29 protein-coding genes are annotated in these 24,518 nt (G+C 32.4%); 5 read left to right on the top strand and 24 right to left on the bottom strand.

The annotated features are described in order from the left end of the window. Positions 1 to 4 precede the first annotated feature (4 nt). The 6 genes from ACFS3A_RS24575 to ruvC all read right to left on the bottom strand — a co-directional run bounded on the left by ACFS3A_RS24575 (position 5) and on the right by ruvC (position 5,654). Positions 5 to 355: a DUF4260 domain-containing protein gene (locus tag ACFS3A_RS24575; protein ID WP_379828198.1), complete on the bottom strand. Its 351-nt coding sequence runs from the start codon at positions 353 to 355 to the stop codon at positions 5 to 7. Further along, positions 352 to 753: a GNAT family N-acetyltransferase gene (locus tag ACFS3A_RS24570; RefSeq protein WP_379828197.1), complete on the bottom strand. Its 402-nt coding sequence runs from the start codon at positions 751 to 753 to the stop codon at positions 352 to 354. The genes ACFS3A_RS24575 and ACFS3A_RS24570 overlap by 4 nt, the downstream gene beginning before the upstream one ends. A gap of 172 nt (positions 754 to 925) precedes the next feature. Next, entirely contained in the window at positions 926 to 1,675 is a 750-nt protein-coding gene (locus ACFS3A_RS24565) for a cyclase family protein (protein WP_379828196.1), read from the bottom strand. Positions 1,676 to 1,754: 79 nt separating this feature from the next. Next, positions 1,755 to 2,891: a radical SAM family heme chaperone HemW gene (hemW, locus tag ACFS3A_RS24560; RefSeq protein ID WP_379828195.1), complete on the bottom strand. Its 1,137-nt coding sequence runs from the start codon at positions 2,889 to 2,891 to the stop codon at positions 1,755 to 1,757. Position 2,892: 1 nt separating this feature from the next. Further along, positions 2,893 to 5,073 (bottom strand): KAP family P-loop NTPase fold protein, encoded by a 2,181-nt coding sequence (locus ACFS3A_RS24555; RefSeq protein WP_379828194.1) that lies wholly within the window; start codon positions 5,071 to 5,073, stop codon positions 2,893 to 2,895. Positions 5,074 to 5,099: 26 nt separating this feature from the next. Beyond that, a complete protein-coding gene (gene ruvC / locus ACFS3A_RS24550; protein WP_379828193.1) occupies positions 5,100 to 5,654 on the bottom strand; it encodes a crossover junction endodeoxyribonuclease RuvC in 555 nt (184 codons plus the stop codon). A 91-nt stretch (positions 5,655 to 5,745) separates the two neighbouring features. On the opposite strand from ruvC, the gene ACFS3A_RS24545 reads away from it, so the two are divergent. Together ACFS3A_RS24545 and ACFS3A_RS24540 are read left to right on the top strand one after the other, a co-directional pair. Next, on the top strand, positions 5,746 to 6,690 hold the full coding sequence (locus ACFS3A_RS24545; protein WP_379828192.1) for a hypothetical protein: 945 nt from the start codon (positions 5,746 to 5,748) through the stop codon (positions 6,688 to 6,690). Continuing rightward, a complete protein-coding gene (locus ACFS3A_RS24540; protein ID WP_379828191.1) occupies positions 6,687 to 7,790 on the top strand; it encodes a glycosyltransferase family 2 protein in 1,104 nt (367 codons plus the stop codon). The genes ACFS3A_RS24545 and ACFS3A_RS24540 overlap by 4 nt, the downstream gene beginning before the upstream one ends. A 108-nt stretch (positions 7,791 to 7,898) precedes the next feature. Here the strand turns inward: ACFS3A_RS24540 and ACFS3A_RS24535 are convergent, their stop codons facing one another. Both ACFS3A_RS24535 and ACFS3A_RS24530 read right to left on the bottom strand, forming a co-directional pair. Further along, positions 7,899 to 8,384: a hypothetical protein gene (locus ACFS3A_RS24535; protein ID WP_379828190.1), complete on the bottom strand. Its 486-nt coding sequence runs from the start codon at positions 8,382 to 8,384 to the stop codon at positions 7,899 to 7,901. Positions 8,385 to 8,418: 34 nt separating this feature from the next. Then, positions 8,419 to 8,802: a hypothetical protein gene (locus tag ACFS3A_RS24530; RefSeq protein ID WP_379828189.1), complete on the bottom strand. Its 384-nt coding sequence runs from the start codon at positions 8,800 to 8,802 to the stop codon at positions 8,419 to 8,421. Positions 8,803 to 8,848: 46 nt separating this feature from the next. On the opposite strand from ACFS3A_RS24530, the gene ACFS3A_RS24525 reads away from it, so the two are divergent. Beyond that, a complete protein-coding gene (locus ACFS3A_RS24525; RefSeq protein WP_379828188.1) occupies positions 8,849 to 9,349 on the top strand; it encodes a DUF456 domain-containing protein in 501 nt (166 codons plus the stop codon). A 291-nt stretch (positions 9,350 to 9,640) separates the two neighbouring features. Next, positions 9,641 to 10,243, top strand: coding sequence for a DUF937 domain-containing protein (locus tag ACFS3A_RS24520; RefSeq protein WP_379828187.1), 603 nt, complete (start codon positions 9,641 to 9,643; stop codon positions 10,241 to 10,243). Between the two features lie 63 nt (positions 10,244 to 10,306). Here the strand turns inward: ACFS3A_RS24520 and ACFS3A_RS24515 are convergent, their stop codons facing one another. The 7 genes from ACFS3A_RS24515 to ACFS3A_RS24485 all read right to left on the bottom strand — a co-directional run bounded on the left by ACFS3A_RS24515 (position 10,307) and on the right by ACFS3A_RS24485 (position 15,817). After that, a complete protein-coding gene (locus ACFS3A_RS24515) occupies positions 10,307 to 11,215 on the bottom strand; it encodes a pseudouridine synthase (protein ID WP_379828186.1) in 909 nt (302 codons plus the stop codon). A gap of 356 nt (positions 11,216 to 11,571) precedes the next feature. Then, entirely contained in the window at positions 11,572 to 12,528 is a 957-nt protein-coding gene (locus tag ACFS3A_RS24510) for a geranylgeranylglycerol-phosphate geranylgeranyltransferase (protein ID WP_379828185.1), read from the bottom strand. 60 nt (positions 12,529 to 12,588) lie between these two features. Beyond that, positions 12,589 to 13,179, bottom strand: a complete 591-nt coding sequence (locus ACFS3A_RS24505) for a DUF502 domain-containing protein (protein WP_379828184.1) — start codon at positions 13,177 to 13,179, stop codon at positions 12,589 to 12,591. A gap of 65 nt (positions 13,180 to 13,244) precedes the next feature. Continuing rightward, entirely contained in the window at positions 13,245 to 14,183 is a 939-nt protein-coding gene (locus ACFS3A_RS24500; protein ID WP_109191551.1) for a mevalonate kinase family protein, read from the bottom strand. Between the two features lie 3 nt (positions 14,184 to 14,186). Continuing rightward, on the bottom strand, positions 14,187 to 14,486 hold the full coding sequence (locus tag ACFS3A_RS24495) for a type II toxin-antitoxin system RelE/ParE family toxin (RefSeq protein WP_379828183.1): 300 nt from the start codon (positions 14,484 to 14,486) through the stop codon (positions 14,187 to 14,189). Further along, the gene (locus ACFS3A_RS24490; protein ID WP_379828182.1) at positions 14,483 to 14,704 is read right to left on the bottom strand and encodes a hypothetical protein; all 222 of its coding nucleotides are present in this window, start codon (positions 14,702 to 14,704) and stop codon (positions 14,483 to 14,485) included. Before ACFS3A_RS24490 ends, ACFS3A_RS24495 begins: the two co-directional genes overlap by 4 nt. Before the next feature lie 30 nt (positions 14,705 to 14,734). Next, positions 14,735 to 15,817 (bottom strand): diphosphomevalonate/mevalonate 3,5-bisphosphate decarboxylase family protein, encoded by a 1,083-nt coding sequence (locus ACFS3A_RS24485; protein WP_379828181.1) that lies wholly within the window; start codon positions 15,815 to 15,817, stop codon positions 14,735 to 14,737. A gap of 152 nt (positions 15,818 to 15,969) precedes the next feature. On the opposite strand from ACFS3A_RS24485, the gene ACFS3A_RS24480 reads away from it, so the two are divergent. Then, a complete protein-coding gene (locus ACFS3A_RS24480) occupies positions 15,970 to 16,446 on the top strand; it encodes a TspO/MBR family protein (protein WP_379828180.1) in 477 nt (158 codons plus the stop codon). 27 nt (positions 16,447 to 16,473) lie between these two features. On the opposite strand, the gene ACFS3A_RS24475 is transcribed toward ACFS3A_RS24480, so the two are convergent. From ACFS3A_RS24475 to ACFS3A_RS24435, 9 genes are all read right to left on the bottom strand, one after another. Then, the gene (locus ACFS3A_RS24475) at positions 16,474 to 17,187 is read right to left on the bottom strand and encodes a hypothetical protein (protein ID WP_379828179.1); all 714 of its coding nucleotides are present in this window, start codon (positions 17,185 to 17,187) and stop codon (positions 16,474 to 16,476) included. A 15-nt stretch (positions 17,188 to 17,202) separates the two neighbouring features. Continuing rightward, complete coding sequence (locus tag ACFS3A_RS24470) at positions 17,203 to 17,928, bottom strand: hypothetical protein (RefSeq protein WP_379828178.1); 726 nt, start codon at positions 17,926 to 17,928, stop codon at positions 17,203 to 17,205. A gap of 77 nt (positions 17,929 to 18,005) precedes the next feature. Continuing rightward, on the bottom strand, positions 18,006 to 18,671 hold the full coding sequence (locus tag ACFS3A_RS24465; RefSeq protein ID WP_379828177.1) for an MBL fold metallo-hydrolase: 666 nt from the start codon (positions 18,669 to 18,671) through the stop codon (positions 18,006 to 18,008). 61 nt (positions 18,672 to 18,732) lie between these two features. Next, positions 18,733 to 19,305, bottom strand: a complete 573-nt coding sequence (locus ACFS3A_RS24460; protein ID WP_379828176.1) for a Crp/Fnr family transcriptional regulator — start codon at positions 19,303 to 19,305, stop codon at positions 18,733 to 18,735. A gap of 3 nt (positions 19,306 to 19,308) precedes the next feature. Continuing rightward, entirely contained in the window at positions 19,309 to 19,956 is a 648-nt protein-coding gene (locus tag ACFS3A_RS24455) for an HAD family hydrolase (protein WP_379828175.1), read from the bottom strand. A 6-nt stretch (positions 19,957 to 19,962) separates the two neighbouring features. Beyond that, positions 19,963 to 21,171: a BaiN/RdsA family NAD(P)/FAD-dependent oxidoreductase gene (locus tag ACFS3A_RS24450; RefSeq protein WP_379828174.1), complete on the bottom strand. Its 1,209-nt coding sequence runs from the start codon at positions 21,169 to 21,171 to the stop codon at positions 19,963 to 19,965. Positions 21,172 to 21,255: 84 nt separating this feature from the next. Further along, complete coding sequence (locus ACFS3A_RS24445; RefSeq protein ID WP_379828173.1) at positions 21,256 to 21,933, bottom strand: glycerophosphodiester phosphodiesterase; 678 nt, start codon at positions 21,931 to 21,933, stop codon at positions 21,256 to 21,258. A 190-nt stretch (positions 21,934 to 22,123) separates the two neighbouring features. Then, on the bottom strand, positions 22,124 to 23,785 hold the full coding sequence (locus ACFS3A_RS24440; RefSeq protein ID WP_379828172.1) for an alpha-amylase family glycosyl hydrolase: 1,662 nt from the start codon (positions 23,783 to 23,785) through the stop codon (positions 22,124 to 22,126). Between the two features lie 96 nt (positions 23,786 to 23,881). Next, positions 23,882 to 24,385 (bottom strand): hypothetical protein, encoded by a 504-nt coding sequence (locus ACFS3A_RS24435; RefSeq protein WP_379828171.1) that lies wholly within the window; start codon positions 24,383 to 24,385, stop codon positions 23,882 to 23,884. Positions 24,386 to 24,518 lie beyond the last annotated feature (133 nt).

Raw genomic sequence — 24,518 nt, 5'->3', positions numbered from 1 at the left:
TTGTTTATTTACCAATTTCACCTAAATGCGTGTATTTAAAGCCTTTTTCATATTTAAGCCCATAACCGAAAATCCGATCCATTGCAGAATGCGAAAATAAAATAATTCCTGTTAATTGAATAATTTCGATACTTAAATAACATCCGATACCATAAATTAAAAGCGCAATTCCTTTATGATGGAAAATATTGTATAAAAATGCTCCGATTTTATTGCCAAAAGCATAACCAATCATAGATAAATCAGGAGCTAAAATTAAAGCCAGAAACCACCACCATTCATAGTTTAAACGGTTAAATAGAAATATTCCGAGAATAAATAAAGCCGCTTCTTCGAGTTTTAAGACTGTTTTCATTTGACTATTTTTTCCATCATCTTCTCGGGATGATTCAGTTTTGTAAATCCGAATTTCTCATATAAAAAGTGTGCGTCGGTTGTTGCCAATCGCCAGATTTTTACTTCATGAAGCTGTGGTTCCTTCATCATCGTTTCGATTAAAATGGATGAATACCCTTTTCCACGATGCTCTTCATCAATAAAAACATCCATTAAATAAGCAAAAACGACATAATCGGTAATGACGCGTGCGAAACCAATTTGCTTATCATCTAAATAAATTCCAAAACAAACTGAAGCATCAATGGTTCGCTGGACTTCCTCAATAGTTCGTCCCGCTGCCCAATAAATATCTTTCAGGAAGTTTTGTATAAACGGAACGTCGAGTTTGGTTTTATCTGTTGATACGGTTATCATTGGAGTTATTTTTTTGCCACGAATTTCACGAATTCAGATTAATTTTTTTGTCACAGATTAAAGAGATTCTCACAGATTAAATCATTTTTAATCCTTTATCCCGATAGCTATCGGGAGTGGCAAAATAAAGCAGGATTAATTTGTGAAAATTAGTGTAATTTGTGGTGAACTTTTAAATTTTATATAAAATTGGTTTTGACGGACTTGCATCATTCTCAAACGAAGCGATTTGAAGATTTAGGATATAATCTCCGTCTTCGATTTTGTCTGAAACGTAAATCATTTCGGTAATTGTGGCATTAAATCTTGCGTCTGGATTTACATTATGCGTGTTTTTTACATTCCAAAAAGCTTTATGTGCCAATAATTTTCCTTCGTCATGTTCTTTGTCCACACTTGGCAAATCAATCAGTAAATGCTGAATTTCGCTTTCGCGGATGAAAATCGCAGCTTCTTCAGACAAATACGGTGGATTGGTATTCGAATATTTTCTTGTTTTTTTGTCTAGCTGATTTGGAAGCGTTCTGATGATTAAAGCTTCTGTTTTTTCGGTAATTAATCCTGTAATCTGTTCTTTCGTAATCACGAAATCTTCCTCAATCTTCTCCGGTTCAACCGTAATTAATTTAGCAAAAAAGAAAAACTGCTTCAACGATTGATTAATGCTGTAAAAATCATTTGTAATATGTCCCAAACATTCCGTATGCGTTCCATGCCCATGCGGATTGAAGAAAATATTATTAAAATTCGTAGAGGATTTCCCTTCTGAAACTTTCCCGATCCAGTCGCCAAAAACTACAGGTTCGATTGAAGGTTTTTCAATATACCAGGCAATCGGGTTTTCGTCAGTATTAGTTAATGGAATAGAGATATCAATGGGTTTTGATAAGTCGATTTCGAAGTTGTTGATTTTTGCTAACACAAATTTGGATTTTATGCCGCAAAGACGCTAAGTCACAAAGTTTAATAATTTTGAGCCTTTGTGCCTTCGTGGCTAATTTTTATTCATCCAAATTTAGATAAAATAAATCTGAAGCAATTCCATCCGATAAAAATTTTCCTTTTGGAGTGGGTTTTAAAATATTGTTTTCGATAGAAAGTAAATCATCATTTAAGAACTTTTTAGATTGTTCCAGTAAATAATTCAGATATTCTGAACCAAATCCCTTTTCAATTCTGTCTAAAGAAACGCCCCAAATGGTTCGTAATCCTGTCATAATATATTCATTATAGCGATCAGAAATAGTCAGAGTTTCGGTTTCGATAGGAAGTTCATCGTTTTGAATTGCTTTTAAATAAAGGGAATTATTCGCAATATTCCAGCCTCTTTTTACCCCGTCATAACTATGTGCCGAAGGCCCAATTCCAATATATTTTTTACCTAACCAATAAGCTGAATTGTTTTTGGAGAAATAGTTTTCTTTCCCAAAATTGGATAATTCGTAATGAATAAAACCATTTTTTTGAAGCATTTCAACCAAAATCATAAAATGGTTTGAAGCCACTTCATCTTGAGGTTCAGCAATTTTTCCGGTTTGAATTAATTTGCTTAAAGCCGTTTTAGGTTCGACTGTCAAAGCATAACTCGAAATATGCGGAATGCCGAAATCTAAAGCGGTTTGAATATTTTTTCGCCACATTTCATCGCTCAATCCAGGAATTCCATAAATCAAATCCAGTGAAATATTATCGAAATATTTAGTCGCTTCTTCCAGACATTTTTTTGCTTCTGCCGAATTATGAGCGCGATTCATCATCTTCAAATCATCTTCATAAAAAGACTGAATTCCGATGCTTAATCTATTTATCGGACTTTTGGATAATTCTAAGATTCTTTCAGGAGACAAATCATCCGGGTTTGCTTCGAGTGTAATTTCAGGATTTTCGATAACTTTATAATTTTTATAAACCTCCGAGATTAGAAAATTGATTTCATTATTCGATAAAACCGAAGGAGTTCCGCCACCAAAATATATAGTTTCTATAATCTCATTTGAGAACTCATTTTTACGCATGACAATTTCTTTAGCCAAAGCCAAAACCATGTCATCTTTCTTTTTCATCGAAGTCGAAAAATGAAAGTCACAGTAATGACAAGCCTGCTTGCAAAATGGTATGTGAATGTATATTCCCGACATTTTAGTTTATGATATTATCTATACTGTTTCCTCGATTAAGATATATTTTATACCAATAAATAAATTGTTCTAAATTTTCTTCCAAACTACATTCATCATTATCAGGAATTTTATAGGTATATGGGTCGATGCTTTTAACCAAGTCAAGATTAAATTCATTTTCTTTTGCGTATATAAAATCAACATCAACCAATTGTTCCATGTACTTATAATCTTCTTCCTCTAGAGGGCCAAAATATGAATTGTTCCAAAAACTTGGAAAATTTCTAATTAGAACTTTAATATTTTCTTCATTAGCAATAGTTGATTTTATATGATTTGTGTATTCTATTTCATTTACTAATTTCCAATAATGCATAATCATTTTATTAGGTGCATTTTTTGGGTTTTTATATACAGGATTATGAGAGTTAAAAGTAGCTTGAGCTTTAGATGCGATAAGCTTTTTTAAAGATTCTTTAAATGATTTATTGTCATTAAATTTTCTGGTAAAATGGGACAATTGATACACATCTAAATTTGTAGCTAATGATAAGGTAATATCTCCATTATCATTGCTATCATCTTTTTCTAATGTTGATGCAACTAATTCAATTAACCTTAATTGATAATTAAGGCCATAGATATCAATTTTTGAATCTGGGATAATGTTAAAATTTTCAAATAAAAAAGAATAGAAAAAATTACGTTCATTTTCTTTTGTCAATTCTTTGATTATCAATTCAATTCTGTAAAGCACTTTATAATGTTGGGTTTCGTCTAAAAATAAATCCTTAAATAAGGAAATTAGATTTGTTGAATCATTTTCACTTATTAAATTTTCAATCGTATTAAGTTTTAATACTGACGTTTTTCTAATATTGTGGAATGAAAAATATTTTTCATAATGTCCTAATGAATTAATTCTTGATTGTTTATCTAATATGTCTAGATTAGGTTTTCCTCCTGTGATACTAGGGCCATTGCTATATAAAGGGAATAAGTTATTGATTATAACATTGACATTTTTGAATTTTTCAAGAAGATATTTTCTACTACTATTTGTTTTTTCGTTTGAATTATAATCATCGTTGAAATCGACAGTTCTGTCAAAATCCATAATTCCAGATTTAGGACGATAGCTTTTTATAAAATTATAACATTCTCCATTTTTAATTTTAAGGTATTCAATCCAAAATAAATCCCTTAAATTAACTTCATCTCCTATAGCAAATGCCCCAAGGAAGAAACTATTTAAAACTCGAATTATTTCTCTAGGCGAGCTAAACAAATCTGATGAAAATTCCATGTCTATTTCCTTAAACATTTCCTGAGCTTTTTCGTCATTACTCAAACTTAAATTAACCTTGACTTGTTCAAGTTTTTTTCTAAAGAATTCTCTTAAATCATGATCTTCTATTTTTGGTAAATGAATAGGAATATTAATGACCTTTTCTAAAAAAAGATGACCGTCTTCAATTGCATCCCCATATCGATTTTTGATTGCTTTAGCTACATGGTCACTATCAAGATTTACAATAAAAATGAAATTTTTAAAATTAGCATTTAGTTTAATTAATTTTAATATAGTATAAATTTCTTCTTTATCTAATCTATCCAAATCGTCAATAAATATAACAACTTTAAAATTTACTTTTTCTAAATCTTCATTAACCTTATCTTTTAAAACTTCAAGTGTGATTTCTTCCCCTTTTAGATCTTCTCCTAATGTTTCAAGAATCACACTAGGATCAAAAGTTATTTTTGTACCAAGCTTAGTGGGAATACCGAAAGAAGAAGATATTTTAATTGATTTAAGATATCTGCTATATTTTATAAGTTGCTTTCCAATTTTTTGCGTGTTGGTTTCTTTTTTTACATAAAATCTTTTTGCCAAACCATCAAAAAAATCAAACATCATTTCGTCTTCAGTTGAATATCTCCATGGATTAAAATGAAAAATTAAATACTCTTTGTCTCCTTCTTTCTTTTCAAAATGATCAATTTTATATTGAATTAAGTTTAAGAATGAAGTTTTACCTTCTCCCCATTTTCCATAAATTCCGATAGTAATAGGATCAGGATTGCTAGAGTTTAATTGTATTAATTTCTGAACTTTTTCAGCATAGAATTTAAAATTAAACAAATCTTGTTCAGGCTTATTTATTGCATTATCATCTAAAAAATGAATGTTATTTGACATATTTATTTTAAAACTGATTAGTTGTACTATTTTTTCACCCGACCCTCATTTTGTTTCACAAAAGCATCCCAGCCAGAATAACTCTTTCCAGCGATAACTTTTCCGGAATTAAAGTGATGACAAACCGCTGCTGCCAAACCATCTGTTGAATCGAGATTTTTTGGCAATTCTTTTAGCCCCAAAAGCTGTTGCAGCATTTTAGCAACTTGTTCTTTACTGGCATTTCCGTTTCCGGTAATCGCCATTTTTATTTTTTTAGGTTCATATTCCGTAATCGGAATGCCTCTTGAAAGTCCCGCTGCCATAGCAACACCCTGTGCGCGACCAAGCTTTAACATCGATTGTACGTTTTTGCCAAAGAAAGGGGCTTCAATCGCAATTTCATCTGGACAATGCGTTTCGATTAATTCGATAGTTCTTTCAAAAATGATTCTTAGTTTTTGGTAATGATTATCGTATTTGGAAAGCTGCAACTCATTCAATTGCAGAAATTCCATTTTTTTATTGGTGACTTTAATCAATCCGAAACCCATAATGGTGGTTCCGGGGTCAATACCTAATATGATGCGTTCTTTTGTCAAGAGATTTTGGTTTCAAGTTTGAGGTTTTTAAGTTTAGAAAATTGACTCATTTTCTCACTTCCTAATTGCCACATTTGATTACTTTTGCGGCATGATTTCAATTCCTCACAAAGCTAAGCAATTCCTAGTTCTTCTGGCCAAACTTTTAATTGTTGGCGGTGCATTTTATTTTATTTACAATCAGCTGGCTAACAACGACAAATTGGACTGGAATAAGTTCATTGTTTTGTTCAAGAAAAATCAATCGGTTTTAGGAGTTTCTTTTATTTTGCTTTTGAGCGTTTTGAACCGTTATTTTGAGATTTTGAAATGGCAAAATCTGGCACAGGTAATTCACAAAATATCAGTTTACGAAGCCACAAAACAGGTTTTAGCCGCTTTAACAGCCGGGATTTTCACGCCAAATGGAGTAGGAGAATACGCGGGAAAAGCTATGTATTATCCAAAATCTGAAGCCAAAAGAGTCGTCTTCCTGAATTTAATTTGCAACGGAATCCAGATGATTTTAACGATCATTTTTGGAATTTTCGGATTACTGTATTTCAATGCGCAATTCAATGTAATTACAACCAAAACAGTCTTGATTCTCTTTGGCGGATTTGTTCTGATTTTGATTTTATTGTTTTCAATTAAAAAGATAAAAGTAAAAGGTTATTCGATTGAAAAACTGATTCATAAAATTAACGAAATTCCGAAATCAGTTCATCAGAAAAATATCTTTCTGGGAATCTGCCGCTATTTGGTTTTTTCGCATCAATATTATTTTTTGTTTTTAGGTTTTGATGTCGATTTGCCTTATTTAACTTTAATGGCAGCGATAACGGCGGTTTACTTTTTGGCTTCATCATTGCCGACATTTCAGTTTTTGGATTTTGCTGTAAAAGGAAGCGTAGCGATTTATTTCTTTGGAATTCTCGGCGTAAACGAATGGATTGTAATTTTTATCAGCACATTAATGTGGTTTCTAAATGTCGTTTTACCCGTTGTTTTAGGAAGTTACTTTGTACTGAATTTTAAAACCAGAACAACAGTATGATTTTTGGATTGATCACGATATTAGCCATTTATGTCGTTAGCATTTCTTTGCTGATTTATGGTTTTTTCAAAATCAAAAAATATCAAAAAACAGATTTAAAACCGCAAACCAGTTTTACGATTATTGTTCCGTTTAGAAACGAAGAAGAAAATCTACCCAATCTTTTAAAAAGCATTTCTAAACTAAATTATCCAACAGATTTATTTGAAGTGATTTTGGTAGATGATTCATCAAGAGAAAAGTTTCAGGTTCCAGGTTTCAGGTTTCAGATTTCGGTAATCGAGAACGTTCGACTTTCAAATTCACCAAAAAAAGATGCCATAACAACTGCAATGCAATACGTAAAAACCAATTGGGTAATTACCACAGATGCAGATTGTATGGTTCCGGAAAATTGGCTTTTGGTTTTTGATAATTACATTCAGGAAAACAAAATTTCGATGCTTGCAGGAGCTGTTTCTTATAGTGGTGAAAATTCATTTCTAGATCATTTTCAGCAATTGGATTTAACGAGTCTGCAAGGCGCAACAATTGGAAGTTTTGGTTTAAACAAAGGTTTTATGTGTAACGGTGCTAATTTTGCTTACACAAAATCATTGTTCAAAAGCTTAAACGGTTTTGAAGGAAACAACAAAATTGCCAGTGGAGATGATGTTTTTTTACTGCAGAAAGCAATTGAAAAATTCCCTGCTGAAGTTCATTATCTAAAAGCAGAAGAAGCTATTGTGATTACAAAACCAACCGAAAACTGGAAATCATTATTTTATCAAAGAGTGCGTTGGGCAGCAAAAACAAGTTCGTACAAAAGTACTTTTGGAAAGTTTTTAGGATTAATTATTTTCTTTGAAAATCTAACTTTAGTGATTGGTTTTTTCTTGGTTGTTCTAAGTGTTTTAGCTTATCCGATTTTGGTTTTAGTTGTCTTTTTAAAATTTGTAATCGACTTTGTTTTACTTTCTATAACCAATCAATTTTTGACTCAGAAAAGAATAAAAAGCCTATTATTAAGTAGTTTTCTTTACCCAATTTTCAGTTCAATTGTAGCTTTGTACAGTTTGTTTGGTTCTTATGAATGGAAAGATCGTCAGTTTAAAAAGTAAGTTCTTTTGAAAACTAAAGTCCTAGCCCTGATGGAAGCGGCATCCTTTTGCTTTTTTCTTTAAAAAGCAAAAGATATAGCGTACAGCAGGAAATTGCTCCAAATAAAACTACTTCTCGTCTTTTGCCTTTAAAATCACAGGAAGAATAAACTGTGTTTTTACAGGAACGCCACGTTTTATGGCTGGATTTATTTTAGGGAAATTAACCAAACGGGCGTGCAGAATGCTGTCAATTTTTATCGTATCATAAGCCACGGAATCTTTTGGAAACTGAGGTTCAAATTTCATCGTAGCATTTGGGAAAACCGTTACTTTTACTTCAATCGTATCCAATTCAGGATATAGAATTGCCAAAGTATCAACATTCAATTTTTCTTGAATAAGACTAGACATTACTTCAAAAAAGCATTGTTGACGAAGTTTTTTATCGGCAATTTTTTCGCAGTTAGGCAAAGACGGATATTCGTCTACTTCTTTCCAGTTAATCGATTTTAATTCTTTTTGAAGTAATTCTTTTTCAGACGGAACCTGCTTCTCAAAATATTGACAAGAATTAAAAAGAATACAAATAAAAATAGGGAAAAACTGCCTCAAAGTTTTAGAATTGAATGATAGAACAAAAATACGATTATTTTTTTTGAGAAGCTTTGTATTCCAAATAATCTTCATAGTTTTCAGACAGCCAGTTTTCTTTGTTTTTTTCTGCAACTTCCTTTTGGTCAGGATATAATTTGACAAGTCTGTCTGAAAATGCAGCTATTTGAACAGTGTAGTTATAAAACTCATTTTTTGATAAAAGAATATTGGGATCATTTTTTTTATTGAAAAATTCAAAAAAGAGCTTATCAAAGTCTTTCATAGAAAAATTCATTACTTTTTTCTTATTGCTGTTATAAAGATTGTCCTGCAAAACTTGGTCATCTGCCGAAAGTTTCTTAGATTGAGCTATTGTATTTTCGCTAATAGAGAATACAAAGAATAGAAGCAACGCTATTTTTACAAGAGTTCGCATATTATTAAAATTGCTTAAATTGTAAGTGCAAATTTACAAAAATATTATGGATTTACTTTTAGTATTACTCGGTTTTATATGTATGATTGTCGGGGTTTTTGGGAGTTTTATTCCCATTTTGCCAGGACTATCAAGCTGTTGGGTAGGACTATTGCTTCTGTATCTTACTAAGGCAGTCCAAAATAATTATTGGGTTTTAGGAATCACTTTTGTTTTAATGGTCATTATCACCATTTTAGATTATGTAATTCCGGCAAAAGGAACCAAAAAATTTGGAGGAAGTTTTTATGGAGTTTGGGGAACTAATATTGGTTTAATTGTCGGAATTCTGGCTCCAATACCGTTTGGTGTCATTATCGGACCATTTGTAGGATCATTAATTGGCGAGCTATTATACGATTCTCAAAATCATAAACGAGCCCTAAAAGCCGCAACAGGTTCTGTTCTTGGATTCTTAGCCTCCAGTTTTGTCAATTTCCTGTTTTCTATAATTTACCTTGGTATTTTTCTTACCGTTCTGTGGCAAAATCGTTCCCTGATTTTCTAATATAGTTAATTTGACTTTAAGCTTTTTCTTATATTTTTCTGTTTTTCAAAAAAACTCTTAAAATTTTAAAAATAATTTTCTGTCTTTTACGTTGTGTCAAGCTTTATATTTACTGATGTCTTTAAAATTAAAGGCTAATTACCTGAAAATCGAGCCTCTAAAAATTTAACTTATTTTTTGGAAATGTTAATATATTTTATATTTTTATCCCAATAAACGATAAAAAGCCTCACTTTGTCGGTTATTTTGAATAAGTTTAAATAATTGTTTCCCCTAAAATAAGTTAAACGTATGACCCCAAACCTACAAATTGAACTTAGACGTTTTATTTCATCTAATGTTGTCTCCAAGTTAAACAAGTTTTATTTTGAAAATGATGCTCTTTTAATAAAGGGAATTGATGTCTCGATTGGTACAATTTTAATGGGGCTCTACAATAAAGCTGAAGAATCTGATTTTTATTCTGAAATAGTTTCGATGCTAAAAGAAGATTCGACTTTTTACCAGGAAATTGATTTTAACGCCGGCAGGATTCTATCAGTTGATGATTGCTACCGTTTAGAAGGAAATGTTTTTCTAAAAGAATTGTTTGCTAACAAAAAAGGAAGAATTTCAGAAATGGTTTCAAACGAAGTCGGAATCAAAAGCGAAACAGCAAGAGAAATACTCAACTTTTCTGCCCTTCTTGTAATGTCATATTTAAGATATAATCTTCAATTATTAGAAAGCCTTAAACTACTTCTTGAAGACCAAAAAAGAGATATCTTAAACAGTATTCCACCCGGAATCAAAATTATCCTTGGTTTTTCATCTTACGAAACAGTAGAAGACAAAAGCCAGTCTATGGGAAGATCAATTTTTACTCTTTTCGGACATAATTTTTTCAGTTTCTAAAATAAAAAAATCCCATTTTCAAAAAGAAAACAGGATTCTGTATCATACAAATTTGAGAAACAATTAGATGTTTTTCAAATTGATAATTTCTTGTTCAGTCAAAAAGCGCCAGTTTCCTCTAGGAAGATTCTTTTTGGTCAAACCAGCAAAAGAAACACGGTCAATTCGCAGCACATTATACTCGAAAGACTCAAAAATAGAACGAACCACTTTTACATTAGCCGTACGAAGTTTAAGGCCAACTTCGCTTTTTGGTTCATTATCAATATAACTTATTTCTTCTACAGAAACGCGGTGTCCGTCAAGAACCAAACCTTTGCTGATTTTATCTAAATCCTCAAATTTCAAGTTTTTGTCTAAAGAAACCTGATAAATTTTAGACGATTTCTGATTCGGTAAAGTAAATTTACGAATCATGTCGGTATCATTTGTAAACAATAATAAACCGGTTGTGTTTTTGTCCATTCTTCCAACTGCACCAATTTTTGCATTGGTAGCGCCACGTACAAGTTCCAGAACGTTGCGATATTCCTGCCCTTCGTCAAAAGCAGTTGTAAAATTTTTAGGCTTATTCAGCAAGATGTACTCTTTCTTTTCAGGAGTCAAAGTAACGCCGTCAAAGTTCACCACATCATTAATTTTTACTAAATACCCCATTTCGGTAACCACAGTTCCGTTCACTTTTACATTTCCGGACTGAATATAAATGTCGGCATCACGACGAGAACAAACGCCAGAATTCGAGATGTATTTATTCAGACGAATTTCATCTGAAGCCTTTTGTCTTTTCGGAGCCTGATTTTGTTTCTTTAATTTTTGTTCAGCAGCTTCCTTCGCCGCTTTAACCTCCGGCTTTTCTTTTTTCGGCCCTTGAGCACGTTTCGCCATTGGTGGTTTTGGCTTATTAGAGTTTGATCTTGAGCTGTTTGGTCTTGATCCTCCTCTTTTATTATTGCCTTCCTTGTTGTTCATAAAATCATTAATTTGTGCAAAGATAGTTTTTTCCTGCTAATAATCTTAACTTCAATGTTCTTAGATTAATAGCGTTTTATTTTAAAATATTCAGGAGCAATACATTTGGCATTTTTTGAGACATGGTTTCCCGCTTTCGGCTTTATCTCGCTCCGTAAACTACGCAAGCATATCGCCTCAATCGGGGCTAAATTCAAACAATTGGCTTCTTTTAAATATATTGAAAATTAGCTATTTCACAGAGATTCTCGAAGATTTACGCAGAGTTACTCAAAGAAAAAATCTATAGAAAGCTAAAAAAGAAAACTTTGTGAACCTTTGTGTAAATCTTCGAGAATCTTTGTGGAACTAAACGTTTAGTAATTAGAAATCAATTCTCTTCCATGCCACAAAACGCTTGGATTAATCAGCACGATACAGCACACACCTGATACTATCAAAAACTTAAGCACATTATGAAGTTTTAAATATTGTTCTTTAGAATCAGATTTCCATAGATAAATGAGAAAAAAAAGTAAAACTCCAAAACAGACATAAAAATAAATGTCCATATAACCAACATCATAAATATTGACCAAAACATAAACTGGTAAAATGGTCAACAATGTCAAAACTGTTATAATTTGTTTGGAGATTTTTTCGCCATACAAAACCGGAATTGTTCTGTAATCGCTTACTAAATCACCTTTTAGATTTTCCAGATCTTTTATCATTTCCCGAATTAATAAAAGTAGAAACAAGAAAACTGCATGCGCCGAAATCACTACAAAGTGGCTCATATGATTCTCAATTTCTTCAAAAGAAATCTTATTATAGAAATAAAGTAAAATAGCAAAAAACGGAATTACAGCCAATAATGCCGACATAAGATTCCCAATAATAGGATACTTCTTTATTTTATGCGAATAAAACCAAATCAGAAAAATGTAACCTGAGAAGAACAAAAAAGCTCTCCAGGAAACAATAAGCGCCATTAAAACAGCAAGAAAATTTAAAGAAAAATATACCGTCAATTTAGTTTTCTGACTCACCAATCGATCCAACATCGATTTATTCGGACGATTAATCAAATCCTTCTGGCTGTCGTAAAAATTATTAATGATATAACCCGAAGCAATTGTGACAGCTGAAGCAAAAACAATTAAAAATAAATTAAAATCTAGCAGAATATCCAGCGCTCGAATTTCTGGAGCCAGAATAAAAATAGCAGATAAATATTGTGCTAAAACAATAATTGGAATATTGTAACCTCTGACAACAGAAAACAAACTGACAATTTTCATTATTAAAAGTTTATGTTGTCTGCTCAGCATAGATAAAGTTTGTGATGGTTTAGATGAGGGAAGTTAAAAGATATTTTTGGTTTTAAAAATTTAGAGTTTGTTTTTTAACAATTCTTTAGAGCCAAAACCTAATTTTCGAATACAGGCCAAAGCTTGTTTTTGAGTCATATCAATTTCTTTGATGTCTTTTTTCTCCACAAAAACTACCGAGCCGCTCCACGGATTTGGAGCATCCGGAACAAAAACAGTGAAGTTATTATCGTCAATTTGTTCGATCAAAAAGGCAAATTGCCAACCGGCATCAGTTGGAACCAGAATTACTTTTAAGTCTTCTTTAGATTCGATTCCCATGATATTTTCATTCATGCTTTTCATAAATGAATATCCCGGAACAAAACTTAAAATGCCATCTTCTAATTTCCGAATAAGCTCTTGTGCTCTGGGAGTTCTTGCCAGTAAACCAGCAATAAAACAAATAAGAATAATAATGAGTATTCCGATAAGTTCTTGAAGTGCAACTCCTAAAACATGAACTTTGGGTAGATTATTTACCAGCGGCAGCGTCACTTTTTGAATGATACCGTATCCTTTTTCCAGAATAACCAGTAATACCACTAAAGGTGCTAAAAAAAGAATTCCTCCTAAAAAAGTTGCTTTGATTATTTTAAAAATACTTTTCATAATAAATAACTTTTTAGGATGAAAACTTATAAAAATCTACTCAAATAACTTCGGAATTTTAAAAGTTAAAACTGATAAACAACCTCTAGTTTGTAGTCTTTCAGAGAAGCTTTTGCACGTTCTAGATCTTCTGTAAAACCAAGAATATAACCGCCTCCGCCAGAACCGCAAAGTTTTAGGTAATAATCGTTTGTGTCGATTCCTTGCTGCCAGATTGCATGAAACTGTTCCGGAATCATTGGTTTGAAGTTATTTAAAACAACTTTAGAAAGTTTTTTAGTATTACCAATCAAAGACTTCATGTCGCCATGCAGAAAGTTGTCAATACAGATATCAGTATATTTTACGAACTGGTTTTTAAGCATCGCACGGAAACCTTTGTCTTTTAAACTTTCCATAAAAATACTGATCATTGGAGCTGTTTCTCCAATAATTCCAGAGTCTAACAAGAACACGGCACCTTTTCCGTCTAAACTTTGAGTCGGAATACCGGTTGTCTGGATATTATCCTTAGAATTAATTAAAATCGGAATACTCAAATAGCTGTTCAGCGGATCTAAACCAGAACTTTTTCCGTGGAAAAAACTCTCCATTTGAGAAAATATATTTTTTAACTGTAAAAGTTTTTCACGAGTCAAATTCTCTAGAACCGTAATCTTGTTCGTAGCATATTTATCATAAATCGCCGCTACAAGTGCACCGCTGCTTCCAACACCGTATCCCTGTGGAATACTGGAATCGAAATACATTCCGGTTTCGACATCATTTTTAAGGTTTTCTAAATCGAAAGTAACCAAATCCGGCTGCTGAGTGTGTAAAACTTCAAGATAAGAAGCAAAACTTCTCAAACTTTTATTTGAGGCAATCGCTTCGTCTGAAGGTTCTTCCGACTTTTTCAAAGCGCCATTGTAAAAGTTATAAGGAATAGCAAGCCCTTTTGAATCGCGGATAATTCCGTACTCTCCAAAAAGCAATATTTTTGAATAAAATAATGGTCCTTTCATGATTTATTTTATGTCTTTCTTAATTTTATTTGGGTTTTGTCTGGTGTCGAAAAGTGACAAAAGACGAACTTCTTGAGTGTTATATTTGTAATAAAGCGTTGTTTGTTTTGAAATTACACATCTCCTAATTTTATTCCTGCTTGAAAGAGGAAAAGTGTCAGGATTAAGCCTAATTGTTTCAATAATTTTATAAAAATTTGATATAAACTTATCTCTAGTTGAAAGTGAAAATCTAATCTCTAAATATTCTAGTAACTGTTCAAGTTGAAATTTAGAACGACCAGAAAATACAATTCTTCTCATTTCTTGTATTTTGCCATTACATCTTCAAAAAGATAAAATTCACCATTTTCTATTTCTCTTTCAGATACTTCAATTTCGGCCTTTTGTTCTTCTGTCAAATCATCCCACCAATCTTTCTCTTCTTTTTTAAAAATTTTTCGAATAGATTTCAGAATAGCAGGGTTTTCAGTATCAGCTAGTAGCTTTATTAATTCGATTTTTTCTAATTGAATATTCATAACCAAAAATTTAACTAAAGATACGCAAAATTATAATGCAATTGCACCGCTTCCGATTTTGTCGCAAATGTATTGACTATTCTGACAAAATACAACTAATTCGTCCTGAATAAATTGTAATACTTTTTCGGTAACGTTTTCGGGATAAAGTACATGAACATTGGCTCCGGCATCAAGCGTAAAACAAACCGGAATCTGGGTTTCGTTTCTGAATTTCCAAATCGCATTTATGATTTGAAGTGTGTTTGGTTTCATCAAAATGTAATATGGCATCGAAGTCATCATCATAGCATGTAAAGTCAAGGCTTCACTTTCTACCACTCTAATGAATTCTTCCAGATTGCCACTTTCAAAAATGGCAATCAATTTATCCAGATTTTCGTGGGCCTGAGCAAAACGTCTTTCTGCATACGGATGATTGTGCATTAAATCGTGTCCAACTGTGCTTGAAACTTGTTTTTCGCCTTTATCAACCAATAAAATAGTATCTTGATAATTCTTGAAATTTTCATGAACAACATACGGATATTCAACTCCAAACAAATCTGAGCTTCCTTCAATGTTAGCTTGATTTCCCCAAACGACCATATTTCCTTTTACGCTTCGGCAGGCGCTTCCAGAGCCCAAACGAGCTAAAAATGATGCTTTTTGGTAAAAATATTCATCTGTCATTTCAGGATTCAATAATTTTTCCAAACTCATAAAGTTCATTGCCAAAGCAGCCATTCCAGATGCAGAAGAAGCAATCCCTGAACTATGCGGAAAAGTATTTTGTGTATCAATCGTAAAATGATATTCCTTTAAAAATGGAAGATACACTTCAACTCTTTCTAAAAATTTCTGGATTTTTGGTTTGAAATCTTCTTTTGGTTTTCCTTCAAAAAGTAAATCAAACGAAAAACTTCCCTGATTTTCTTTTTTTGAAAAAGCCAGTTTTGTAACCGTTTTACAATTATTCAAAGTAAAACTAACAGAAGGATTTGCCGGAATCTGATTGTCTTTTTTACCCCAGTATTTGACTAAGGCGATGTTACTTGGAGCGCTCCACTCAAAGTTTCCGTTTTCGATTGTTGAAGTATAGGGATTTGGAATAAAATCGGCTGCTGTAAACATGAATTATAAAATTTTGGCAAAGATAGGTTTTTCATTTTTCCACCATATAAGTTATATGAGAAATTATAAGCAGGTTTTACTAAAAGGAACTTACATTACCTATATGGTTTAAACTTTTCTTTTGACTATTTTTGACTACAAAATTTGATAAAATGAATAAGTTCGTAAAAATCGCTATAGCTTTAGTAATTTGTTTAACTGTAGGATATTCTGCAAGTTTGGTTACAAGACCAAGTATCGAGACTTGGTATGTAACGTTGGAAAAACCAGTTTTTAATCCGCCGAATTGGATTTTCATGCCGGTTTGGACAGTGCTTTATATTTTTATGGCCGTTGCAGCCGCTTTAGTTTGGGATAAAATTAAAGAGCAGACCGAAGAAGTTAAAAAAGCATTATTGTTCTTTATTATTCAATTGATTTTAAATGCCATTTGGTCTTATTTATTCTTTGGATTAAAAAATCCGATGTTAGCCTTAATTGAAATTGCCCTTTTATGGCTGATGATTTATGAAACGTATTTAAAGTTCATCAAAATCAATAAAATTTCAGGTTATTTATTGATTCCGTATTTGTTTTGGGTTGGATTTGCAACTATTTTAAATGCTAGTATTTGGTGGTTGAATAAATAAATTTGTTTCAGGTTTGTCAGATATAAATTAATTTAACTTCTTAAATTCTTCATTTTTAGTATTTAAAAATTCAATTGTAGTTAAAATATTCGGGTTTTCAGTAATTGTTTTTGATCTTGGATCGGCATCGCAGAAATCGATAAAAAGTTCTTTTTGTTCAGCTGCTATTTTTAAGTTCTTTGTGAAGAAATCTTTAGAACAGGTTTTTTTTATGAGTTTTTTGAATGCACTTTCGGGTTCGTCTTTTTCCCGGGATTTTCCAAGACTGAATTTAAATTTAGTTTGCATTCCGTTTGTAATGGAGCCATCATTATATCCTGAAATATAACGCTTTAAATCCTTATCTCTTTTAGCAACATCAATTTCTGCTACAGTTTCAGGATCTGGGGGTAAAGGATCGAACGTTATTTCAGCAGGAACTATTACTTCATCTAACTCTTCGGGCTTAGGAATCATTTTAACGATCAGATTATTAGTTTTTATGTTTTCAGAAGTAAGTTTCATTCTTGTGAAAAAATAATCTTTGGTGAAAAAAAGCAAGCTGTCTTTTGCTTTCACCAAAATAGAAAACTCTCCCAAAGCATTTGTCGTAGTACTTGTTTTGGCTGTCTTATTTATAACTTCAACTTTATTAAGAGGAGTGTTGTTAAATATGACTTTTCCGTGAAGTAATTTCTCTGTTTGGGAAATGCTAAACTGATAAGTAAGAAAAGAAATTGTGGTGAGTAATTTTACTTTCATATAGAAAAGACTTTTTTAGTTTTTAGTTCCGGAATTCAGTTTTTTAAATTCCTTATTTTTAGTATGTAAAAAGTCCAGTGTATAAAGTAAATTTTTTTGTTTTAGAATGAATTGAGAATTCGGATCGGCATCGCAGAAATCGATAAAAAGATCTTTTTCCTCAGGATTTAACTTTAAATCAGTTGAGAAAAAATCTAAAGGCACTGTAGCATTGACCAATTGTTTAAAAGTTAATTCGTGTTTTTTGCTTTTATTTTTTGCTTTTTTATCTTTTTTCATAAACAAACTAAAAATAGCCATTAAATCTGCACCGTTTGTAATACCGCCAGTGTAAACGCCAGGATTAGATATTGCCGGCTTTGGAATTACAGTAGAATTTTCGTTTGCTGCGCTAACTTTAGGAAATTTTATCTCTGTAATTAAAACTTCATCCAGTTCTTCCGGTTTCAAAATCATATTCACTACAAGATTATTCTGATCGATATTTTGCTGAGAAATTTTTAATCTTTTGAAGAAATAATCTTTGGAGAAAAAAAGCAGACTGTCTTTTGGACGAACGAGAATAGAAAACTCGCCAAGTTCATTTGTCCTTGTGCTTGTTTTGGCAGTTTTATTAATTACTTCCACTTTATTAAGTGGTAAATTTTGCGAAAGAACTTTTCCATTTAATACTTTTTCAGATTGAGAAATTGAAAGCTGATAAGTGAAAATAGAAATTGTGGTAAGTAATTTTACTCTCATACGGAATTAATTAGTTGAGAGTAAAATTATTAGAATTGTCTTAATGAAAACTTGTGAATTCTGTAAATTCTTGTTAATTAAATTAAATTTTTGAATTTTTCTAATTCACCATTGTTAAATAAAACGGGGCCGTGACCAAAACATAATATTTTAGGTTTTAATGAAGCCAGTTTTAGAATGGATTTTCTGTTCGTTTCCTGATCTGCTGTAAATAAACTGGGAGGTTCATGAAGACCTACTTTTGTAGTGAGAAGATTCATATTGGTCATCACATCGCCAACAATCAAAACACCATCTTTTTCTCTGAAAAAGGATAAATGACCGCTGGAATGTCCTGGGGTTTCAATTATAGTAAATCCGCCAATTTGATCGCCTTCTTTTAAAGTTTGAGAAACCGGATGTCCTTTTCCTGCCCAGAAGTTCTTCTGAAATTTCGAAATAAAATGATTTGGGTTTGGGTATTCTTCAATTACATTTCCGTTTTTGGCAAATTCTTTTTCAGGTTCACTACATAAAAGTGGAATATTTAGCGTTTCGCAGATTACTTTACTGCTTCCCTGATGATCAGCGTGAGCATGGGTTAAGGCATGTTTATTTACCGTTTTGTCTTTTAAAGCTTTTAAAATGGTATTTGCAGAACTGCGAATTCCGGCATCAATTAAAATATCTTCAATCAAATAACAATTAATAGCATTTCTAGGAAATAATGGAATTTGGTAAACGTCTTTGGCAATATGCTTCATCTTTTTCAAATTTTATTTTGACAAAGATTTGGATTCCGTTTTTCAATTCACTTGATAAATGTTAAGAAATGTCTTGACGGATTCTGCTTAAAGATTCTGGCGTAATGCCGAGAAAAGAAGCGATATAAATTAAAGGCGTTCGCTGGATTATTTTGGCTGGAGCCGAAGCTAAAAAAGTTTGGTATTTTTCTTTTGCCGGAATCATTTGGAGTTTTAAAACTCTGTCTGCCATGCAAAGGTAATTCTGTTCAGCCAGAATTCTTCCAACGCGTTCCCAATTCGGAATTTCGTTGTACAAAAACTGCATTTTCTCGAAAGTGATTGAAAGCACTTCACAATCTTCGATACATTGAATATTCTCAAAAGAAACAGATTGGTTGATGAAACTGGAATACGAAGCAATAAAACCATCATCAGAGCTTAAATAAGTCGTGATTTCTTTTCCGTCTTTCAGATAATAAACTCGTGCTAATCCTTCAACAATAAAGAAAATCTTATTGCTGATTTTTCCCCTTGATGAAAGAAATTCTTTAGCTGTAAAATTTTCATATTCAAAACAAGAATCGATCTTTTCGATTTCATTTTCAGAAAACGAAGCGATCGATAGTATTTGTTTTTGTAATTCAGCATTCACGATTTATAAAATCTCAATTAATTCCGAAGCATTGTTTATAACCACCTTTGCACCGCTGTTTTTCAATTCTTCTTCTGTTCTGTAACCCCAAGTTACCCCAACAGGAAACATATTGGCGTTTACAGCCGTTTTCATATCAATATCTGAATCGCCCACGAAAAGGATTTCTTCTGGTTTTAAATTCCATTTTTTACTGATTTCAATCGCTTCAAACGGATTTGGTTTTTTAAGTTCTTCTGTACTTAAACCAATTGCTGTATCAAAATGATTTGGAAAAATTTCTGCTGCTATTTTCTTCGTCAATTCATCCGCTTTGTTGGAGAAAACAGCCATTTTGATATTTTGTGAAGTCAGGTTTTCTAATAACTCTGTAATTCCGTCATAAGGTTTTGTTTTGAGTGTACAGATTTTAGTATATTCATCAACCATACATTCAAAACAACTTTCAATTTCATCATCAGAATTGTTTGTTGCTGGTAATGCTTTGCTTACCAAATTTCGTAAACCACTTCCGATAAAATATTGGTAAGTATCGTAATCATGTGTTGGGTAACTTAGAGCGGTAAGTACTTTGTTCATCGCATCTGAAATGTCGTGTAATGAATCTACTAGCGTTCCGTCTAAATCAAAAATAATTCCTTTAAATTTCATTTTGTATTAAATATTTTGAGCCAGAATAAACCCGCTTGTCCAGGCATTCTGAAAATTAAATCCGCCAGTTATAGCGTCTATGTTTACAATTTCGCCAGCAAAATAAAGATTTTCGTGAATTTTGCTTTCCATGGTTTTGAAGTTGATTTCCTTTAAATCGATTCCGCCAGCGGTTACAAATTCTTCTTTAAAAGTACTTTTTCCGTTGACTTTAAATTCGGCTTTTGTTAATTGTGAAGTTAGATTCTGTAACTGAATTTTCGACAAATCGGCCCATTTCGTTTCAGAATCAATTCCTGAAGCCAAAACTAGACTTTCCCATAAACGATTTGGAAAGTCAAAAGGAGATTTTTTAGAAACCGCTTTTTTAGCGTGCTCTTGTTTTAAGTCTTTTAGAATTTTTTCGGCATCTTCGTAATCGACATCATTCAACCAATTGACAAAAATCGTAAATTGATAATTTTTATCATGTAAAATACGAGCACCCCAAGCCGAAAGTTTTAAGATTGCTGGGCCACTCATTCCCCAATGTGTAATCAACAAAGGTCCAATAGATTCTAGTTTAGTGTCTTTGACTTTTACCGAAACTTGTGCTGCAACACCAGGTAATTCTTTTATTCTCGAATCTTTAATGTTGAAAGTAAATAGGGAAGGAACGGGACTTACAATTGCATGTCCATGCTCTTGAAGCATTTCCCATATTTTTGGGTTGCTTCCTGTCGCCATTACTAATTTTTCGGCAACGTAATTATCAGTTTGTGTATCAATTTTCCAATGATTTTCTTTTTTGAAAATCGATTGTACGCTTTGTCCTGTCAAGACTTTTATGCCTAATTTTTCGGTTGCTTTTAAGAAACAGTCGATAATAGTTTGTGATGAATTAGAAACAGGAAACATTCTGCCATCCTCTTCAATTTTAAGTTCTACGCCATGTTTTTCAAACCATTCGATAGTATCACCTGAACAAAATTGATGAAAAGGCCCTCGAAGTTCCTTTTCTCCGCGAGGATAAAATTTTACTAATTCGTTAGGCTCAAAACAAGCGTGCGTAACGTTGCATCGTCCGCCACCAGAAACACGAACTTTGGAAAGTACTTCTTTTCCTCTTTCTAATATGGCGATTTTCAGTTTCGGTTTTTTCTCTGCAATATTAATTGCTGTAAAAAAACCGGCAGCGCCTCCGCCAACGATGATGATGTCGAAATTTTTAATCATATTTTTTTGTTAGCCACGAATTCACGAATTATTTTTTTACAATCTTTGAGAATAAAAATTCGTGAATTCGTGGCTATTTAAACTTTATATTTTATCTGGATTATCGGAGATAATTCCGTTTACTTGATAGCTTTTTACTTTTTGAATGTCTTCTTCGGTGTTTACTGTCCAAGGTAAAACTAGAAAACCTTTTCTTTGCATTTCGCTTACGTTATCTGTATTTAATAACTGGAAATCGGGATGAATGGCTTTTGCTTTTATTTTTTCGGCGAAAGCCAAAGCAGTAGCTATATTTTCTTCTGTTAAAACACCAATCGGAATATTTGAGTTTAGTTTTGATGTTCCCTCCAACATATTCCAATCAAAACTTGAAATGATGAAATTCTCGTATTTCCAGTTTTTGACTGAAACATACTCTTCTATTAAAGACACAACTTTGTTTGGAGTGTTTAAACCTTTTAATTCTATATTGATTAGACATTTTTTATCAACCAAATCAAAAACTTCATTCAGCGTTGGGATTTGGTATTTTCCCTCAATCAAAAATGATTTTAATTCTGCTAAAGTAAAAGTGTTTACTTCTCCTTTTCCATTAGTTGTTCTATCGATGGTTTCGTCATGAATTACGACTATATATCCGTCAGAGCTCAAATGAACATCAAGTTCAATTCCGTCTGAATTTAAGTCTAAGGCTTTTTGAAAAGCTTGTAAAGTATTTTCAGGTTCGTAGGCTTTGGCGCCTCGATGTGCAATCTTCAGCATCTGTTGTGTGTTTAACCGCAAAGGTCGCAAAGTTTTACGCAAAGCACGCAATGATTTGTGAAAATTAAATAGCCACGAATTCACGAATTATTTTTTTATAATCTTTGAGAATAAATAATTCGTGAATTCGTGGCTAAAAAAACTTTGTGAATCTCTGTAGAAATCTTTGTGTTTCTTTGTGGAAAAACCTTTAAATCTCTTCTAGTAAAACAATGTCAAAATCATTGTCGATAATTACTTTTCCATCAATAACTTCAACTTCCTGATTTGAATAAGTGTCTTTAAGTTTTGTTCTGTTTGGGAAGACGTCACCAACAGGAAGTTCTTTTCTACCTTTTGGTAAATCTACTCCCATAACGACTTTGTCTGTAAAATTACCTTGAGTAAATGTTCTAGAAAAAGTATAAGGATATGGATTAATCAATTTATGAACGCCTGCTCCAACAGCAGGATGATTCCGTCTAAACTGACCTAATTTCTGCCAATGCAAAAGTGTTTTCTGCGTTTCAGGATTGTTCTGAATATCGTCCCAATTCATATTAGAACGTAAAGTGGCATCGCCCTGAGTGCCTTCAATAACTAAAGATCTTGCCGATTCGTCTCCGTAATACACCTGAGACATTCCTGGAGATAATAATAGTTTATTGGCTGTTTCGATACTTTTTGTTCTATTGGCATCAAAAGGTTGTCCATCGTCGTGAGAAGACATATAATTAAGGACAGAATAGCCTTTTAAATCATTATTCAAAGCATTCGAATATTTCGAAAATAAACCTTCATAATCATTTTGTCCAGCATTCCATTTAAACTCAAAATTGATCATACTGTTGAAGCCATTTTGGAAATAATTGACTTTTCGATCTCCAAAATCATAATCCTGCCCACCGCTGATTCCGTAACCGTAAACTTCTGCAATGGTATAAAATGGATTTTGATCTAGAACCTGCATTGGATGATGTTTTTTCCAAGTTTCGAATGCATATTCGCATTCTGTTTTGAAATCGGCCCAAACACCTTCTTCGGTATGTTTTACAGTGTCAGCGCGATAACCGTCAATTCCGAACTCTAAAATATAATCAGTAAGCCATTTTATGATGTAATATTTTGGTGTTCTTGAGTAGCCTGTTCTTTTGAAGAAAGCATCTAATGAAGCAATTTCTTTTTCATAACGGCCTTCTTTTTTCCATTTTTCGATTAAGAAAGGAGGTAATTCCACTTCTTGAACACTTTCTGTTCTTACGTCTGGAAGATTCTCAACCAAAGTACACATTGTGGTGTTTTCAAACGATTTGTAATCGCAGACTACGCCAGTTCTAACCCAGTCAGAGGGCCAAACAGGATCTTCTGGCGTTACTGGGCCGGTATGATTAATTACACCATCGAGAATGATTCTGATGCCTTTTTCATGTGCTTTTTTTACCAGATTAGCTAAATCTTCTTTGGTTCCGAAATTCGGATCTAAAGCCGTCCAGTCTTTTGCCCAATAACCGTGAAAACCGTAACTCAATCCAGTTCCTTCATCAACGCCATCGTGGATTTGCTCAACAATCGGCGTAAGCCAAATGGCATTGATTCCTAGTTTTTCAAAATATCCTGATTCGATTTTTTTAGTGATTCCGATGATGTCACCGCCTTCAAATCCGCGTAGTTTTCCGGGAGTTTTGGTTCGGTTAAAGTTGATGTCGTTGGAAGTATCTCCGTTGTAAAAACGATCTGTAAGTAAAAAATAAACATTTGCCCCTTCCCAAACGAAAGGTGTTTTTGAAGTATTATTCATTGTAACTGATTTTGAGCCAGAACAACTCATTGTTAAATATACTAAAGATAAAAAAAGGAAAGTGTATTTTTTCATTTATTTCAAATTTAACGAAGATTTATAATAAAGGTTCCGCCACGAATTCACGAATTATTTTTTGATAATCTTTGAAGATAAAAATGACAAAATTTGCTAAGATTCATAATGTCCTTCAAAAAGGTAGTAGTTGTATTTATCGGTTGCCAAATATATGTCTGTTGTATTGATATAATGTCTGGGAGAAAGTGTTTCGTTTATAAGTAAACATTCTTCATATTCCTTTGATGTATCAAGAAAAATAGCTTCAAGAGTGTTTTCAACTATCCAATATTTAAGATTTTCTTGTATTTCTGTTTTTGATGCTTCTATAAATTGAACAATAACTTCTTTTTTTACTTCAGATATTTTCAAATTATTTGCCCATTCTTTTAAATCTGTTCTTTCAGACCAGATAGGTCCTCCTAGGGGTCCAGATGTCATATTTTGGTCTGAATTTAATGTGCTAAAGAAAAAGTGTTCTATATTTTCAAATTTGCTTTTTAAGCCAATAGTTAATCTTACGTAGCTTACGCCCCAAGTCATACCAATGCCATCCGTTTCAAAGTCAAGGTTGTAATTGTTTTGACTAATATATTTTACTAGTTGTTCTATATTCATATTGCTTATAATGGTAAAGAACTAAATGTAAAAAATATAAAGTTGATTTTTCCGATTTATTTCTAATTATAATGTTTTCCGCCACGAATTTTTATTCTCAAAGATTATCAAAAAATAATTCGTGAATTCGTGG

The organism is Flavobacterium notoginsengisoli (genome assembly GCF_042686225.1).
Lineage (GTDB): Bacteria > Bacteroidota > Bacteroidia > Flavobacteriales > Flavobacteriaceae > Flavobacterium > Flavobacterium notoginsengisoli.
The sequence above is the reverse complement of the archived record's forward strand: the minus strand, read 5'-3'. Positions and strand labels throughout refer to the sequence as shown.